Origin of the sequence: Mycolicibacterium sp. Y3, assembly GCF_051188035.1 — a bacterium.
GTDB lineage: Bacteria > Actinomycetota > Actinomycetes > Mycobacteriales > Mycobacteriaceae > Mycobacterium > Mycobacterium fluoranthenivorans.
Genome location: NZ_JAVQLT010000003.1, coordinates 97,597 through 114,491, shown reverse-complemented (window position 1 = coordinate 114,491; position 16,895 = coordinate 97,597). Strand labels below are relative to the sequence as shown.

Sequence of the window (16,895 nt, the reverse complement as noted above, 5' to 3'; positions counted from 1 at the left end):
TCGGGAGAGCAGCTGTGGCTGAACTGGAAGGGCCCGAGCAGCGTCGCCGTCGTGGCTTCCGGCTCACGGCGAAATATCAGGTCAGCGGGTGGCGGTTCCTCTACCGCCGGCTGCAGCATGCTCTGGTCCGCCGCGATACCCGCATGATCGACGACCCGCAGCGGCAGCAATCTTCGCCCCTGGCACTGGGAATCGCACTCGGGATCGTGGTCTGCATCGGTGCGGTGGTGTGGGGTCTGTTCTCCCCTGCCGGTCAGGTCAAGGACGCCAAGATCGTCGCCGACAAGGACACCGGGGCGCTCTACATCCGTGTCGGTGACCGCCTGGACCCAGTGACCAACCTGACCTCCGCGCGACTGATCGTCGGGCAGCCCGACAACCCGGTCAAAGCCAGCGCCGCCGAGATCGACAAGTATCCGCGCGGATCCCTCGTCGGAATTCCTGGTGCGCCCAACGACATTCGTGACGTGCAGGACTCGTCGTCGATCTGGACGGTCTGCGACACCACGATGACCGGTGCCGCGGTGCCGCTGGATCCGGTCTCGGGTTTGCCAACCACGGCGCGATCCCCGGTCACCACCACCGCGATCGGCGGCCCGCTGACCAAGGGCGCCGACACCGCGACGATGGGTGGAAACCAGGCGCGGCTGGTGGGTTATGACAACCGCACCTGGCTGGTCTACTCGCGACCCGACGGGGTGGTGGTGCGCTCAACAGTCAACATCACCGACCCCATCGTCGCCGACGCGCTGGGGCTCAAGGCCAGCGATCTGGTGCTGCCGATCTCACAGGGGCTGTTCAACGCGATCCCGGCCGAACCACCGCTGGTAGCCCCGGCTATCGCCGGTGTTGGTGACCATCCAGCTTTCGCCGGGGACAAGCCGCTGACGGTGGGGTCCATCTTGACCACGCGGGACTTGGCCGGCCAGAAGACCTACTACGCCACGCTGCCCGACGGTGTGCAGCAGGTCAGCCTGACCGCGGCGACGATGATCCGGGCAGCCAATCCGCAAGTCAGTACCACCCCCATCGAGGTCGGGCCCGACGCATTGGCCGCATTCCCTAAGTCCACGCAGCTGGCCGTGTCGTTCTACCCCCAGGACACGGTGCAACTGGTCGACGCCGACAACGAGCCGGTCACCTGCTGGTCGTGGTCGCACTACGGAGACGACCCCACCTCGCGCACCGAAGTCATCACCGGGCGCACCCTGCCGCTCACGCCGCAGCAGGTCAAGGCGTTGGTGCCGATGGTCTCAGCGCCAACGTCGGAGGGTATGACCGCCGACCAGGTGTACATGCCATCAACAACGGGCCGTTTCGTCCAAGTGACCGGCGCGGCAACGGATTCGCGGCTGCGTGAGTCCTACTTCTGGATCGCTGACACGGGTGTGCGGTTCGGGCTGGACACCTCCGACAGGGAGTCCGGGGACGTCACGCTGACGTCGCTGAAGCTGCACTACCCGGTACCCGCTCCGTGGGTGGTGGTCTCACTGTTTGCCCCGGGCCCGACGCTGTCGCAAAAGGACGCGCTCATCCGCCACGACGGTATGCCAGCCAACCCGACCGTCGCCGGTCTGGACAAGAAGGAAGTGAAGTAGGTGCGTATCAGCTTCAACAGGCCGTTCACACCGGTTGCGCCGCCACGGATCTCCCGTGACGAGGTGGCCGTGCCGCCCCCCAAGGAGATCGAGGAAGGCGAGCCGGCATCGAAGCTCCGCACCATCGGCATGCCGCTGTTTATGCTGGTGGCGGTGGCCGGAATGGTCGCGCTGATGCTGCGCTCGGGGCGCTTCAACCCCATGATGATCCTTTTCCCGCTCATGATCATCGCCAGCATGGGTGGCATGATGAGCGGCCAGAGCGGCGGTGGTACCTCCCGGGCTCAGCTGCTGGCCGATCGCAAGGCGCAGACCCGCGGCCTGGGAGTCACCCGCGAGAAGGTGTTCGACCGCGGGCTGAGCATGCACGAAGGGCTCCAGCATGCCTTCCCGGACCCGGTCATGCTCCCCAGTCTCATTGGGACCGAACGCATGTGGGAAGTCACACCCACCAACGACGGATACACCGCGCTGCGCTACGGGCTCGGTGAGGTGGAGTTGGCGGCGCGGATCGTGGCACCTGAAGCCCCTCCGGGGGAGTTCCTGGAGCCGGTCGGATGGGTGCAGACCGTCCGCTTCCTACGCCACCACTCCACGGTGTCGTCGATGCCGTTGGCGCTCGCGACCGCCCGCTTCCCGATCATCGGGTTCTCCGGTGAGCGCGAGGCGGCGTTGGGCATGTTGCGCGCGATGCTGCTGCACGCCGCGGTCACCCACGGCCCGGACAACCTGGCCATGGTCGTGCTCACCGACGATCCCGACGGGCCGCAATGGTCGTGGATGAAATGGCTGCCCCACACACAACATCCGCTGAAGCTCGACCGGCTCGGCAGCGCGCGAATGATGTACTCGGACTGGTCGACCCTGACGGCCAGCGTCGGCGGCCAGGATGAGGACGACCCCGCCAAGATCATCGACTTCATGCTGAACTTCGACCCCCACGTCGAGTTCACCAACGACAAGTACCGCCACGTCCTGGTGGTCGTCGACTCCACGGTGCCCGACAAGCTGATCGACTCGGTCATCGCGCCGCGGGCCGCGGTGACCTGGCTGATGGTCAACCCGCCCGACAACGCGCTGACCTCCAGCGAGGGCATCGTGCTGCGATGCGACGCCGACCGCACGGTGTGGCGCACCGAAGCCGACAAGCCGCTGGCCGAGCCCACCAAAGTCGCTGTGGCCGATCAGGTATCGCTGACCGATGCGCGAACGATCGCGCGGCAGCTGGCCAAGTACGAGGTGGCATCGCTGACCAGCCTCGGACGCCAAGCCAAGCAATCCGAACGTGGCCGTGACTGGCAGACACTGATGCGGGTGCGCGATCCGGGCGCGCTGGACCCGATCGACATCTGGAGTGCGATCAGCCGCTACGGCGACAAACGCCGGCTGCGCATCCCCATCGGGTTCCTGTCCAACGGTGACCGGCTCGATCTGGACCTCAAGCAGGCAGCCGACGGCGGTACCGGCCCGCACGGGCAGCTGCTGGGGACGACCGGGTCGGGTAAGTCGGAGTTCCTGCGCAACTTGGTGATCAATGCGTGCGTCTCGCATTCGCCGAACATGCTCAATATGCTGCTGGTGGACTTCAAGGGCGGTCCGACTTTCCTGGGTATGGGTGATCTGCCGCACGTGAGTGCGGTCATCACCAACATGGAGCAAGAAGCTCACCTGGTGTCTCGTATGGCGGAGATGATCGACGGCGAGATCGCCCGCCGCTTCGCGGTTCTGCGCCATGCCGACGAGCTGAGTAACCGCTACGACGTCAAGGACATTCGCGACTACGAGCAGCTGCGCGAACGTGGTATCGACTTGCCGCCGCTGCCGTCGCTGTTCGTGATCATCGACGAGTTCGCCGAGCTGCTCGCCGCGCACCCCGACTTCGGACCGCTGTTCAAGCGCATCGGCCGCGTCGGCCGCTCGCTGGGCATCTATCTGCTGTTCGCCTCGCAGAACCTCGACATCTCGGGCCGCACCAGCGGGCTGGAGTCCAACATCGGCTACAAGATCGGCCTCAAGACCCAAACCCCGCAGGAATCGAGGGCGCTGCTGGACAGCTCCGATGCTGCCTACCGCCTGCCGGGCACCCCCGGGCACGGCATCCTGCTTCCCAGCGCCGGTGACCGCGTCGGTGAGCTGACGCAGTTCTACGCAGGCTTCACCGGTGCGGCGTACTTCCCGCCGGCCTCTGACGCTATCGTCGAGCGTGCCCAAACCCGTTCCGACGACGGTGGTTTCGTAGGGCCGCAGGCGTTCACGGCGATCGAGGCGCCGCTTCCCAAGACCGCCGACGATTCGGTCGAGGTGGTCGGCGAGCTTGAACGCACCGAAGAGGAACTCGAGAACGCGCCGACCATCTTCACCACCGTGGTCGAGCGTCTGCGCTCGGCCGACTTCCCGCCGCCGTACCGGATGTGGCTGCCGCCGTTGGAGGTCAAGACCCTCGATCAGGCCGAGCCCGCGTTGAAGAACTGGGCGGTGCCAGCCAACACGGCGCTGCCCAAGCTCAAAGTGCCGATGGGTTTGTTCGACGACCCGATCAAGCATTCCCAGCCGCTGTGGACGGTCGACACCACCGATCAGAACGTCTTGATCATCGGCGGCGCACAGAAGGGCAAGTCCACGGCTATCAAGACCCTGGCGTGCTCGCTGGCGCTGCACAACACTCCCGAGCAGGTGCAGATGTACCTAGTGGACTATGCCGGCGGCGGCCTGGGCCCGCTGGCTGATCTTCCGCACGTCGGCGGGGTGGCCACCCGTGCCGAGCCCGACGCCATCAACCGGATGCTCCTGCAGATCCGGACCATGATTACCGAACGTGAACGGCTGTTCCGCGATCACAAGATCGGCACCATGGCCGACTACCGGCGGTTGCGGACCAACCCCGACTACCCGCTACTCAACGAGGACCGCTACGGCGACGTCTACATCATGATCGACGGGTGGGACGCGGCCGTGGGTGAAGGGCAGGTGCTGCAGTACCGCGGTAGCGAGGTCGGATCGCTCATCGTGGGTGCCCTCAACTACGGCGTGCACCTGGTGCTGTCCACGGCGCGCGTCGTGGAGATGCGCGACATCGAACCGCACATGAACAGCGTCATCGAATTGCACTCCGACACCGAGTTTTCGCGCATCGACAACGCCTTGGCCAAGAATCGCCGGAATGCTCCCGGTCACGTCTTGGCGAAGGGAAGCGAGCTGCAGGGTTTGGTGGCGCTGCCCCGCATCGACGGCATCGACGACCCGAACACCACCAACGAGGGCATGACCGCGCTGGTGGGCCAGATCGCCCAGCAGTTCGCCGCCAGCTCGGCCGAACGCTTGCGGACCTTGCCGACATCGCTGACCTACGAACAGCTCGCGGTCATGGTCAAAGAGGCCGATGAGAAGTCGATCGAGCGCGAGGGGCGGTGGGACCCGCGGCGGCGCTTGCGTATCGCCTTCGGCATTCAGGAAGAGCGCCTCACCCCGGCCTATGCCGAGATGTGGCGCGAACCGCACCTGCTCATCGCGGGCAACGCCAAGTCGGGCAAGAGTGAGGCCATCGGGGCGGTGTACGACAGCATTACGCGCCGGTTCCCCGGCGGCCTCGACGAGGCTGCGGTCATCTTCATCGATCCCCGGCGCCGGCACTTGGGCAAGATCAGCGAGCAGAACCTGTTCGCCTACGTCACCAACGATGACGAGCTGCGGGAATCGGTGATGAAGTTGTGGGAGCGCTTCAGGATCGATCAGCGTGATCTGCCGCCCAACGTCGACTCTGAGACGCGTGCAGCGAGGTCGTGGTGGACAGGTCCGGAGATCTTCTTCGTCGTCGACGACTACCACCTGTTCGCCAACGTGCGAAACATGGGCGAGCAGCCCGCGTTCTTCAAGCTGCACGACACCATGGCTCACGAACCGCTGGCCCGTGGCATGCACTTCGTGATCGCCCGGGCGGCCGAAGAGCTATTCATGGCGATCAACAGGGACCCTGTGCTGCGGCGAATGCTCGGTGATGCCGTGCCGACGGTGATGTTGTCGGGGAACAAGTTCGACGGTCAGATCGGTGAGGACAAGTTCGAGAACTTCGGGATCCCAGGGCGGGCCCGGTATGTCGAGCCCGGCTTCGCGCGTAAGGGCCGAGTTCAGAGCGCCTGGTCGGGTATCCGTTACAGCGACGACGACACTCTGGGCGACTGACGCGGTGCCCGCTGGGGAGGCTTAGGACTGCCTGGAGCAGGAAAAAGTGCGACACCGGCCCCTTGTGGTAGCGCTATGCTGGTGACGAGATTTACCATCACAGGTAACATTACCGCTGGATCGGTATCCACTGCTCAAGGGGAATGAGGTTTGCTAGTGATCACCAACGTCGTATCACCGGTCATGTTGACGAGTGTCGCCGAAGTGGCCAGCAATGTGGCTACCACGGCCGGCGTCATCGACGGCGGCGCGCCAATCATCATGGCGCCGTTGCCTGCGGGCACCGACGAGGCATCCGCCCTGGCGACGGCCAACACCAGCGCGCACTCGGCGGACATGCTCGGCACCTCGGCCATGGGCTTCTTGGAGTTGGCCCGCTTCGCCGGAACGCTCGGTGTGGCCGACGCCAACTACTCGATGGTCGACGACGCCAACGCGACGCAGTTCCTGTAACCGGGAACCCGACCACACGATCATGACTGCGGACCGACAGCGGCGGGGGGCCGGTATCGACACGAGGTCGCTACCGGTGACGACGCTGGTATTGCGGGCCGGTGTAGCGGTGGGGGGCCACTAGATGTTCGGTCCTCCCGAAGTGATCACCGGGCGCCTGATGTCCGGTGCCGGCGCGGCCCCGATGACCGCAGCTTCCGCCGAATTCACCGCCGCAGCAACGGCTTACGAAATCTCCATCGATCGCCTCACCGCGATGCTGGGCTATCTGGCGGCGTCGTGGCAGGGCGACGCGGCAATGGCTATGCAACGCACCGTCATGCGGTTCATCATGGTCAACCGGATGCTGCAGGCCCAGATCCTCACCTCCGCGGTCCGCACCGGTGCTCAAGCCGCAGCGTTCACCGAGGCCTACACCACGATGGCCCAAATGGTCGAGATCGTGGAGAACCGGGTCACCACGGCAGTGCTGCACGCCACCAACTTCCTCGGTATGAACACCATCCCCATCGGCGTCCGGGAAGGTCAGTACCAGGAGATGTGGATGCAGGACGTCGCCGTGCAGACCAACTACCTGGCCCAGACGGTCGCCAACACCACCTTCGAACCGTTCACCAAGCTGCCGCCGCTGACCGGTATTACCAGCTTCCCGCCGCTGATCACCCAAGCCATCAACGCCGCCATGGCGGCCACCGACCGCGTGCAGCTGCAGGTGATCAAGGCCCAGAACATGGCCGCGCAACTCAAGGGCAGGGTGGGTGGCCTCGCCTCCATGGCCACCTGGATGGCCCAACGCTCCGCCGACGGCGCCCAGAAGGCCGAAGCGCAGGCCGCAGTGGCTCGCTACCGTGAGAACAGTGTCCAGCGTGACTCCGACCGGACGACCGAGCAGAACATGGGCAAGCAACTGATCCAGCAGCTTCCGCAGCAGATCGCCTCGGGAGCCCAGCAGGTTGCGCAGATGCCGCAGCAGGCCGTCCAGCAGGTCCAGCAGGTCGGCCAACAAGTCGGTCAGCAGTTCGGGTCGCAGATCAGCAACCTGATGAAGCAGGTGTCCCCCGAGCACCGCCTGGACAACCCTGGCTTCTTCGACACCCAGCCGTCGTCGCCGACGCTGGACCGGCTGGCGGGCAGTTCCGGAGGGACAGGGGTGACCGCGGCCGTCCGTGTACCCAGCCTCGCTGGATTATCCGGCGCGTCAACTGGATTCCGTTTCCCGGGAGGATGGGACGGACCCCTTCCTGGTTCGGCGCCACCTTCGGTGCCAGCCTCCCCAGGCGGCGCCCCGGCGATGCGTCCCGGCGGCTCGGGGATGCCGCTGCACGGGTCCCGTCGCCGCGACGAGGACAAGGCTGCCACGGTCAAACGCCCTGACACCGAACTCGTTCCGATCTGGGGGTACACCCCGGACGAGGAAGAAACCGTGTCGGCTGGTGCTCTGGTCACCGAGCGTCAGACCGACACTCAGGAGGCCAGCTGATGACAGCGGGCCGCCACACCAACTTGCGCTCAAGGCTGTTCGGAGCGCAGCGCGCCACGTCGGCGTGTCCATCCAGGAGCGGCATCACCACCACCATTTCAGAGAAACGGAGACACTCATGAGCAGCAGTGGCATGCCATTCAACATGGATATGGCAGTCCAGCAGGCCCAGACCGCTAGCTTTCAGGGGATCGTCGATTCCGCGTCGGCCAACAACAAGCAGATGTTGGTCGTCGCGGACAGCGCAATGACCGCCAACCGCGGTCAGATGTCGAACGCCTTTCAGACCTGGCTCGACGACATCCACACGACCGCCGTCAGCAACAACACGACCTTCGATCAGATCCGTGAGGCGCTGCACTTCGGTATCGGATCCACCGATGCTCAGGAGGCCTCGGCCGCCGGCGACTTCCAGAACATCACCGGCGTCGTCAGCCCGTTCCACTAGGCCTCGACCGCAGACAGCCAACGCCACCCAAATCCACTGATTCACAAGGAGACACGACACCATGGCATCTTCGGACGACGTTCACTACAACTACCCGCTCATGGAGGGCATCGCCAGCCAGCTGCAGCACTGCGGCACCACCGCGCAGGGCTTGCTCGACGCGGCACGGGCCAACAAGCAGACCCTGCTGGCCAGCTTCACTGGCGACACGGCCACCACGTTCCAGGACTGCTTCACCAAGTTCGAGCACGCGCAGCAAGACACCATCGAGGTCGTCCAGCGTGGGGTGAACGCCTACCACAGCGGTACTCAGGGAATGGGGACCAACGAGAAGCAGATGATGGGGTACTTCCCGGGCTGACCCGGCCCATGCACTCGCGGGCAAGGCGCCCCGATCCACGTTCGACGATGGGTCGGGGCGCCTTCCTGTGTGTGCGGCGGCTTCGCGTGTCTGAGTGAAAAGTGTTGAGGCGCAACCAAAAGGGCCCGTTCGCGCAGGTAGCATCAGCGGTATGGCACGAGACATCCTGGCGGCTGCGCATCTGAGCGTGGATTCTGCGCTGTTCATCAAGCGGCTGATGGACATCGACAGCCTGCCGCCAGTGCTGGCGCTGATGAACAACGTGTACTACCCCCAAGACCAGGTCCTCGTCGACGACGAGACCGTCCCCCTTCTCATCAATGCGGGACTGATCGACATCGATGCCAACGTCGATCCCACCCTGGCCTCCTGGATGCGGGTGCTCGAACGCCCCGACATCGAGGTGACCCTGCGAGGAATGCAGGAAGACCGCATGCGGCGCGCAGTGGTCGCACGCCAGGGCGAGACGCACGTGATGGCACTGCGGCGCAACGATGAGGTCCTCATCCAGGCCTTGTGGTCGACGACCCAGTCGCTCGACGACGTGGTGTCCACCCCCATCTGGTCGGCGATGCGCGAGTCGGACGAGGTGCTGGCGCCGCCGCCGGCGGAGTTCGAAGCGGTGACCTTCCCTCTGGAGCAAGTCGCCGACCTCTCGGCTACCGCGCCCCCGGGGGACATGCTGCGGGCGTTGCGCGGAGAGCTGGGCGTCGATGTGCAGACCGCCAAGATCCTCAACGAGGTGTCGTCCTACTCAGGTCAGCGCTGCGAGATCGTCATGCGCGAAAACCGCGGCATTGAAACCGTCGACACCAAGGCCGGAGTTTTCGTAGCCGACACCTCCCACGGTCGGGTTCTGTCGGCGGTAGGACGGCAAGGTTCCCGTCTGTGGGTGACTTTCGGGCCGGGCACCTTTGCGCGGTTCCGGGCCGCGATGACCGATCTGGTGCAACTGACCCCCAGCCGCAACTGGTTCGCTACCCAAGGTGGCCAACGGTGATGGGACGGTGCATCGGTGCTGGAAAAAGGGCAGTAATCGGCGCCGAGTTTCGCCAAATTCGTGCGCTAGTGTGCTGGTGAACGCTGGGAGAATGGCTTCGGGGAATGCCCGAAGCGGCAGCTGACAGGCGATCGGAAAACAGGCCGATCATGCCATCCGATTTTGCGGGGAGAGGTGAACCGAATGGCTGAAGAAGTCGACGCGGGCAACGGACGGCACTGGTCGGAACCGGAGCGTCCTGCGGAGGACCCGCAAACCGCACCATCGGAAACCAACCCCGCGTCGCCGGCCCTGCCGGGCCCGCCGCTCACGACGATCGCCCCAGCCGGCACCGCGGGCTGGGGTACCCCCAGCGCGGCCAGTGCACCGAGCCGGCAGGAGCGCGAACGGCCCGCCCCCGACGAGGGCACTACGATCCCGTACTCCACGCAGTCACCGGCGTGGGGCCAGCCCGCCGCGCCGCGCACCAACGGGGCGCCCCATCAGCGCATGACCAACCAAGGCCAGCAGCCGCAGCAGTGGGGTGCACCGCCGCCGTCGCCCGGTCAGCAATGGGGTCAGCCCCATGCCGCGCCGCAGGCGCAGCGCCAGGGCCCTGCAATGGCGCCGCGCAGGACCAATGCGCCCGAGCAGTTCCGCCCCGACGTGCCACAGCAGCTTCCAGCCGTCCATGGCGATGCGGAACAGCGTGGCCGCCAGTCGGTACCGGACCGGCAGCAGGCCGTCGGCCGGGCCGCCGAATCTGATCAGTACCGCCGGCCGAGTGCGCCGATTCAGGCCGCGTCGGCCGGTATCGCCCAAGAGCTGATCTCCACGGCGAACGAGGAGCGAGCACCGGTGGCCAACACCGGATGGCGCGGCGCGGCCAACAAGTCCGGGTTCAAGCTCAAGCCGGGCAAGAAGGAGAAGCGCCGCCGAGAGGTGTACCGGCGCATCCGTGCCCCGAAGGACGCCATGTACGCGATCGCGGTGCTGACGCTCAAGGGCGGTGCCGGCAAGACGACGGTGACGGCCACCTTGGGTCAGGTCTTCGCCTCGATCCGGGCCGACGGGGTCATCGCGGTGGATGCCGACCCCGATGCCGGTGACTTGCCCCTGCGGACAGCCTTGCATCCCAACAACTTGTCGATGATGGAGATGCTCGACACCGAGCCAGACGATCTGCGCCAGCACGACCAGGTACAGCGATTCCTGTCGACGACCGACACCGATCTGCACGTGCTGGCCAACGGGTGGCGCGCTGACGGTGAGCGGGTCTTGGTACCCGAGGACATCCGCGACGTCTACGAGATCGCCTCGCACTACTACAGCATGCTGCTGTGGGATGGGGACAAGGCGCTGAACTCTACGGTGGTGCGCGAGATGCTCAATAAGTCCAATGCTCTTGTGCTGCTTGTGGAAGCGTCGAACCCCGGTGCCTTCAAGGCTGGTCAGGCCATCGACTGGCTGCGCAATCACGGCTACGAGGGGCTGCTGGCGCGCACGGTGTTGGTGGTCAACGAAACGACCGCCAATACCCGCCTGGACATGCAGGCATTGACCACCGTCTTGGCGCGCCAACAACTGAAGCTGCATCACATCCCCTTCGACGGGCACCTCGACGAGGGCCTGAGCGTCGATTTGGACAAGCTCAAAAAGAAGACGCGGCGTGCATTCGAGGACCTCGCGGCGATGCTTGCCGACGACTTCTCCGTGCCGCAACCCCCGACGCCTGTCGCCGCGGCAAGCTAAACGCCAAGGGAGGCAACCAATGTCAGTTGTTCTGCCGGTCGACTCACTGCCTGTCGAACCAGGTGGGCACCCAGAAAGCAACGGCACTTCCGTCGCGGCGGTGCCCGAGCAGATCCGGGTGGCGATCCACGTCGGAACCTACAACGTCGACTCCTCGCTGGCCGCGCACGCGCCGCTGTCGATCGTCATGGAGGGGCTGGTGCCGTTCCTGGCCGAGACACTGCGAGCCGAGGGCTTGAGCGTCGACTTCTCGACCACGGGGGTTTACACCCTGGCCGTCGAAGGTGGCATGCCGTTCGCCCGCACGATGACCCTGGCCGAAGCCGGAGTCCTCGACGGTGCCCGACTGCTCCTGCGCGAGGTGCACTCCACGGAGGTGTTCAAGCCGATCATCGAAGACGGCAGTGATGCGTTGGCTGAGTTCAATGCCGTCAAGTTCGCCTCCTTCACCGCCGACACGGCGCGCGCGCTCGGCCTGATCGCCATCGTGGGGGGTGCCGCGTTGACCGCGGCGGTGACGATCGCTGCCTGGTGGTCGACGCCATCGAGTCTGTGGTGGGCGCCGCCCAGCGCCGCGCTGACCTTGTTGGCGATCGCCGCCGCGATCGTGGCTGGGCGGCGAGGCGTGCTGGCGCTGTCTTATGCCACCGGTATGGCGGCCGTCGTCCTGGCGTTCGCGTTGGGGTGGGTGGCGGTGCCGGCGTATGAGAACACGCCGGGGCATTGGACGGCGGCCAACGTGTTGGCCGGCGCGTTCACCGCGGGAGCGGTTTCGCTGATGGTGTTGTGGCTGAACAAGATTGGCATCAGCGTGCACACCACCGTGGTCACCGTGGCGGTGGTCGGAGCAGCCGCGGCGGGAGTTCGCACCTTCACCGGGTTCGACATGCGTCAGATCGGCACCGTGGCCGTCGTCATCGGCATGGCCATCGTGGCGCTGGCGCCGGGGATGGCGCTGCTGCTGGCCGGGGTGAAACCGCCGAGCCTGCCGGTGCCCGGGGAGGACATCGACCGCAACGAACTCGACGAAGCCGCCATGGTGGTCGAGGTGTTCGACGACGGCAACGACGTGCGAACCGTGGCGCTCTCCGATGACGAGGACACCCAACTCGAGGGTCGCTCCCGGGTGTCCAACAAGTACCTCACGGGTCTGTTCGTGGCCGCGGTCGCGATCATCGTGGCCGGGGCGGTGGTTGCCGTGGAACCGGGTACCCACTATTTCTGGGGCGAGGTCGCTGTGGCGATCCTGTCGATCTTCGTCCTGGTGCTGCGTGGGCGCTCGCTACCCGACCGGGTGCACGCGATCACCTTCTTCATCGCAGGGTTCGTGCTGCTGGTCGGTTTCACCCTGACCATCATCACCGGCACCTCTAACCCCGTCGCCGAGATCAGCGTGCTCGGTGGGGTAGCGGCGGTGACGGTTCTGGCGGCCCTGGCCGGCTTGCAGCTGCCCGGGACGAAGATGTCGCCAATCACCCTGCGCCGCATCGAGAACATGGAGTTCCTGATGAACTTCGCGGTGGCGATGCTGGCCTTCTGGATCGTGGGGGCCTTCGCGTTCTTCCGGAGTCTGCTGTGACCCGCGCCGCCATCCTTGTGGCGGCGCGGACGGCGGCCGTGCTCATGGCGGTGACGGCGCTGGTCGCGGTGGCACCACTGGGCAGCGCCAGCGCGGTCACCCCACCCAACCCCGACGTCGCGGCCGCACCGCCTGATGGACCCCCAGGGCCTGACGGGCCGATGCAAAAGCATGGCGGGTGCGTGGTCGGGGGAGTGCTGCCCAACTCCGATCTGGCCAAGACGCCGCCGCCGCTGACGGCGCTGCAGATCGCGCAGGCGCACAAGTTCTCTACTGGGGCTGGGGTGATCGTGGCCGTGATCGACACCGGTGTGCGACCCCAGCCGCGTCTGCCTGGGATGATTGCCGGTGGTGACTACGTCGATCCCGCTTCTGGCAGTGACGGATTCGACGATTGTGAAGGGCACGGAACCATCGTCGCGGGGATCATCGGGGCGGCCCCGGCGCCTACCGATGGTCTCGTCGGGGTAGCTCCCAACGCCCAAATTCTGGCGATCCGGCAGACCTCGATCGCGTACATGCGCCAGGACCAGTCGGCAAATCCCGATGATCCCAACAACTCTCGGACCGCCGGCGACATTCGGACCTTGGCGCGGGCGATCGTGCACGCCGCCAACATGGGTGCGCGCGTCATCAACATCTCGGTGGTGTCGTGCGTGAAGGTGTCCAACCCGATCGACCAGGCCATGCTCGGTGGCGCGCTCAAATACGCCGTCGAGGTCAAGGACGCCCTCGTCGTGGCCGCCGCCGGCAACGTCAACGCCTCCGTCGACGTCGGTGCTGGCAACCAGAGCTGCAAGAGCAACCCCGATGCCGACCCGGCGCATCCGCAGGACCCGCGCAACTGGAACGGGGTCACGGTGGTGTCGACCCCATCGTGGTTCGACGATTTGGTGCTCTCGGTGGGCTTCGTCTCACCCGACGGCGTGCGGGCCGAGAACTCCATGGCCGGGCCTTGGGTGGATGTTGCCGCTCCCGGCTCGGGCATCGTGTCGCTGTCCAACGGCGACAACAACGGGGTGATCAACGCCGTCCCCGGCGATCAGGGCGGCCTAGTGCCCATTGCCGGCACCTCGTATGCCGCGGCCTACGTCTCCGGTTTGGCCGCGCTGGTGCGTTCCCGGTTCCCGCAGATGACCGCTCGCGAGGTAGCCACCAGGATCATCACGACCGCTCACGCGCCGGCGCGTGGCGTAGACAACGTGGTGGGACGCGGACTGATTGATCCGGTCGCGGCCCTGACCTATGAGATCCCTGTCGAGGGGGCACCCGCGGTGACCGTGCAGGCCGCTGAACTGTCACTGCCCAAGCCGCCGCCGCCGCCGGACTCGGCGCCCAAATGGACCGCGGCAGTCGCGATCGGCGTCATCGCGGCCGCGGTGATCGCGGTGTTCATCATCGTGGCCGCCACCGGGGCTCGGCGAGGGAGGCAATGATGGCGAGGACAACGCGGCCTCGCGGGCGGTGGATCCGCATCCCCATGGTCTCGGCGCTGATCTACGGGATCGGGGTGTGGATCACCGTCGCCTTCACGTGGGCCAAAGCCCTGCCAGTGTGGGCAGCGGTGCTGATCCTGCTCATCGGCGCCGTTGCGCTGTTCATCCCCATCCGGGGACGCGTCGTACTCGTCGAGTGGCTCGCGGTGGTGTGGTCCTTCCTGCGGCACCGTCGCCAACCACTACCGCCGGAGGTGACGTCGGCGACCGAGATCAACGTCATCTCCGGCAACGCCGGCGTGCGATGGGACGGACAAACATTGGTCGCCGCTGTGGAAGTCGGCCCGAAGCTGGCGTTGACCACCGAGTCGGGCGGCCGAACCGTCAGCGGAAGTGAATTGCCGCTGTCGTTGGTGGTGTCCCTGATGAGTCAGTACGGGCTCGACATCGACATCGACGTGGTCGAAGCCGGCTGCCACGTACCACCAGGCACCGCCTATCGGACGGTGTATGCGCAATCGGTGGGGCCCCGGCCGCTGGTCGGCCAGCGCCGCACCTGGCTGGTGCTGCGGCTCAACTCGTTGGACAACTTGGACCGCATCGTCGAGCGCGGACCTTCGCGCAGCGCCGGCCCCAAGGCGCTGGCCGCTGCGGCCCACCGTGCGGTTCAGCGCCTGCAGCAGGAGCAGATCCGCGCCCACGTCCTGTCCGCCGAGGAGCTCGACACCATGAGGGACGTGCTATTGGCGCCGGTCGGACCGGTCGACAACCAGGAGAAGTGGTCCTACATCCGCTCCGGGCCCAACTTCATCACCACCTACGTGGGTAACCCAGAGCTGTTGGCGCAGGGCCAATTCGACCGATGGTGGTCGTGGCGCACCGAGGAGACCGTCACCGTCATCCGGCTGACCGGAGCCAGCGGCGTCGCCGACATCCAGGTGGGTGTTCTCATCCGCTACGTTCACCACGGCAAGGCCTACAAGCCGTTGGCCGAAGCAAAACTGTCCCGCCCCACCGGCATTCAGCGGCAAATGCTCGACGCCGGATTGCCCGGCGGCGATCGCGCACTTGCGGCGAAGATGCCGACGGTGGCCTTCGGCGTCGTGCGCGATGTGCGGGTGCCGATCGGGCCGTCGGGACAGATCCTCGGGCAGCTCGACGAAGGCACCCTGGTTGCGGTTGCGCTGTGGGACCAATCGGGCGCTCCCAAGCGGCGGCGCATCGATGCCCGAGTCGGTGTGGAGGTGGCACGTCAGCTGGTGCTACGTGCCGTGGTCACAGGCGCGGTGGTGGCCATCCACACCGACGACCGGCAGCGGTGGGAGGGGCTGGTCGCCACCGTCAACGACGATCAGCGACTCTTCTACGCGACCGCTGGTGCCCGCACCTGCGACGTCGCGGTCTTCGACGGCCGCACCGTCACCACAGTGCCCGCCCGCACGGTGCTCCGTCTGCTGGGCCCCGACGCGGTCGCCGGCGGTGCTGACATGACCCTGGTGGAAGGACCCGGCCAGGTGTTGGAGGTATCGATCGAGGGCGCCGAACCGCTCACCGTGTGGACGATCCGGACGCGCGAGGAAGACCGCTACCTGGGCCTGGGTGCGGAGAACATCGGGCAGCCGCGGCGGGTGGTCTCCACCGCTCCGGTCTTAACCCGCACACCCCGGCGCCACGCCGCGCCGCCGAGCCCGCGCAGATCCGCTCCGGCTCCGGCGCCTGCACCGGCGACCCCGGGCGAGCAGGTGTCGTGGACACCCACGCCCGCGCCGGCCCCGCCTGTGCCCTCTGGATCTGGACAGGCCGCGGCGGGAGCGAACGGCAACGGTCGCCGTCGTGATCTCGGTGGACCACAACGTGTTCCGCGCAGTCAGCGAACCTCTGACACACCGCCGCCGCCGGCGCCGCGGCGCCCGCCGCGCAACTACCGGCCTCCGCCAGCCGAATAGCGCGTTCTTCAACGCGCAGTGCCCGCCACGGTTCGTGGCGGGCACTGCGTTTGTGGACTGCAGAGTGTGGGTCGTAACCGCGTTACCCCGGTCGTGAGCCGTCCTCATCGGTGACGAGGCGCAGCGCTGGCCGGGGTCGGGGCGCGAGGTCCTCGACGGGATATCCGACGGCGGCAAAGGCGTCGGTCAACGTCGAACTATCGAGGGCGGCGTGTAACGCCTTGCGCTGCTGGTCATTTGGCTCAGTCATGGTTGCCTTGTTGGCCTGCGTGTGTTCAGCGGGCCCTTCGGGGTCATTGGGCTGTGGGCCGCCGGGGAGTGATATCCCGCGCGCAAACGATCGTGTCGGGCCTTGGTCTCCTCGTCGAGGTCGTAGGCAAGCGTGAGGCAGCGGGTGGCCTCTGCGCGTTGTTCGGCGGTGCTGTCGGGGTGCCACCAGGCTTCGGCGGCGTAGTCGGCTGCCGTGCGCGCGTACTGCCAGCGTCGCCACTGCTCGTCCTCGGTGGTGGCCTCGCACAGCGCGGCCAAGGCGGCGCTGAGGGCGCCGGCCGGTGAGGTCAGGTCATCGGCGCGAGGGCTCATCGTCCAATGGTATGGCCGTACTCAGGGCGTATGCGGGGCCCGAGCTGGGGCAATTTGAAGCGGATTGGGGGCTGGCTCGGCGTGTCGCGGGAAGGGAAACCG

The 16,895-nt window shown here is 66.5% G+C and carries 13 protein-coding genes; 11 read left to right on the top strand and 2 right to left on the bottom strand.

The features are described from left to right. The first annotated feature begins 14 nt into the window (after positions 1–14). The 11 genes from eccB to eccE all read left to right on the top strand — a co-directional run bounded on the left by eccB (position 15) and on the right by eccE (position 16,211). The gene (eccB, locus tag QN239_RS32925) at positions 15–1,598 is read left to right on the top strand and encodes a type VII secretion protein EccB (RefSeq protein WP_499017480.1); all 1,584 of its coding nucleotides are present in this window, start codon (positions 15–17) and stop codon (positions 1,596–1,598) included. Further along, a complete protein-coding gene (gene eccCa / locus QN239_RS32920; RefSeq protein ID WP_499017479.1) occupies positions 1,599–5,777 on the top strand; it encodes a type VII secretion protein EccCa in 4,179 nt (1,392 codons plus the stop codon). It begins immediately after the preceding gene. Positions 5,778–5,933: 156 nt separating this feature from the next. Next, the gene (locus tag QN239_RS32915) at positions 5,934–6,230 is read left to right on the top strand and encodes a PE family protein (protein WP_499017478.1); all 297 of its coding nucleotides are present in this window, start codon (positions 5,934–5,936) and stop codon (positions 6,228–6,230) included. Positions 6,231–6,354: 124 nt separating this feature from the next. Further along, positions 6,355–7,710: a PPE family protein gene (locus QN239_RS32910; RefSeq protein ID WP_499017477.1), complete on the top strand. Its 1,356-nt coding sequence runs from the start codon at positions 6,355–6,357 to the stop codon at positions 7,708–7,710. Between the two features lie 64 nt (positions 7,711–7,774). Beyond that, the gene (locus QN239_RS32905) at positions 7,775–8,158 is read left to right on the top strand and encodes a hypothetical protein (RefSeq protein ID WP_499017475.1); all 384 of its coding nucleotides are present in this window, start codon (positions 7,775–7,777) and stop codon (positions 8,156–8,158) included. Positions 8,159–8,219: 61 nt separating this feature from the next. Beyond that, positions 8,220–8,519 carry a WXG100 family type VII secretion target gene (locus tag QN239_RS32900; RefSeq protein WP_499017473.1) on the top strand — a complete coding sequence of 100 codons (300 nt, stop codon included), beginning with the start codon at positions 8,220–8,222 and terminating at the stop codon, positions 8,517–8,519. 151 nt (positions 8,520–8,670) lie between these two features. Then, positions 8,671–9,519: an ESX secretion-associated protein EspG gene (locus QN239_RS32895; protein ID WP_499017471.1), complete on the top strand. Its 849-nt coding sequence runs from the start codon at positions 8,671–8,673 to the stop codon at positions 9,517–9,519. 183 nt (positions 9,520–9,702) lie between these two features. Beyond that, positions 9,703–11,250: a CpaE/TadZ family protein gene (locus tag QN239_RS32890; RefSeq protein WP_499017469.1), complete on the top strand. Its 1,548-nt coding sequence runs from the start codon at positions 9,703–9,705 to the stop codon at positions 11,248–11,250. Positions 11,251–11,269: 19 nt separating this feature from the next. Beyond that, positions 11,270–12,829: a type VII secretion integral membrane protein EccD gene (eccD, locus tag QN239_RS32885; protein ID WP_499017467.1), complete on the top strand. Its 1,560-nt coding sequence runs from the start codon at positions 11,270–11,272 to the stop codon at positions 12,827–12,829. Next, the gene (gene mycP, locus QN239_RS32880; RefSeq protein WP_499017466.1) at positions 12,826–14,265 is read left to right on the top strand and encodes a type VII secretion-associated serine protease mycosin; all 1,440 of its coding nucleotides are present in this window, start codon (positions 12,826–12,828) and stop codon (positions 14,263–14,265) included. Before eccD ends, mycP begins: the two co-directional genes overlap by 4 nt. After that, positions 14,265–16,211, top strand: a complete 1,947-nt coding sequence (gene eccE / locus QN239_RS32875) for a type VII secretion protein EccE (RefSeq protein ID WP_499017465.1) — start codon at positions 14,265–14,267, stop codon at positions 16,209–16,211. Before mycP ends, eccE begins: the two co-directional genes overlap by 1 nt. A gap of 82 nt (positions 16,212–16,293) precedes the next feature. Here eccE and QN239_RS32870 read toward each other — a convergent pair whose 3' ends face one another. Continuing rightward, the gene (locus tag QN239_RS32870; protein ID WP_499017463.1) at positions 16,294–16,461 is read right to left on the bottom strand and encodes a hypothetical protein; all 168 of its coding nucleotides are present in this window, start codon (positions 16,459–16,461) and stop codon (positions 16,294–16,296) included. Beyond that, positions 16,458–16,793: a hypothetical protein gene (locus QN239_RS32865; RefSeq protein WP_499017461.1), complete on the bottom strand. Its 336-nt coding sequence runs from the start codon at positions 16,791–16,793 to the stop codon at positions 16,458–16,460. Before QN239_RS32865 ends, QN239_RS32870 begins: the two co-directional genes overlap by 4 nt. Positions 16,794–16,895: the final 102 nt, after the last annotated feature.

Coding starts and splice junctions, on each gene's coding strand:
- QN239_RS32910 (WP_499017477.1), top strand. CDS start 6,355: ATGTTCGGTCCTCCCGAAGTGATCACCGGGCGCCTGATGTCCGGTGCC.
- QN239_RS32900 (WP_499017473.1), top strand. CDS start 8,220: ATGGCATCTTCGGACGACGTTCACTACAACTACCCGCTCATGGAGGGC.
- QN239_RS32895 (WP_499017471.1), top strand. CDS start 8,671: ATGGCACGAGACATCCTGGCGGCTGCGCATCTGAGCGTGGATTCTGCG.
- QN239_RS32890 (WP_499017469.1), top strand. CDS start 9,703: ATGGCTGAAGAAGTCGACGCGGGCAACGGACGGCACTGGTCGGAACCG.
- eccD (WP_499017467.1), top strand. CDS start 11,270: ATGTCAGTTGTTCTGCCGGTCGACTCACTGCCTGTCGAACCAGGTGGG.
- eccE (WP_499017465.1), top strand. CDS start 14,265: ATGGCGAGGACAACGCGGCCTCGCGGGCGGTGGATCCGCATCCCCATG.
- QN239_RS32870 (WP_499017463.1), bottom strand. CDS start 16,461: ATGACTGAGCCAAATGACCAGCAGCGCAAGGCGTTACACGCCGCCCTC.
- QN239_RS32865 (WP_499017461.1), bottom strand. CDS start 16,793: ATGAGCCCTCGCGCCGATGACCTGACCTCACCGGCCGGCGCCCTCAGC.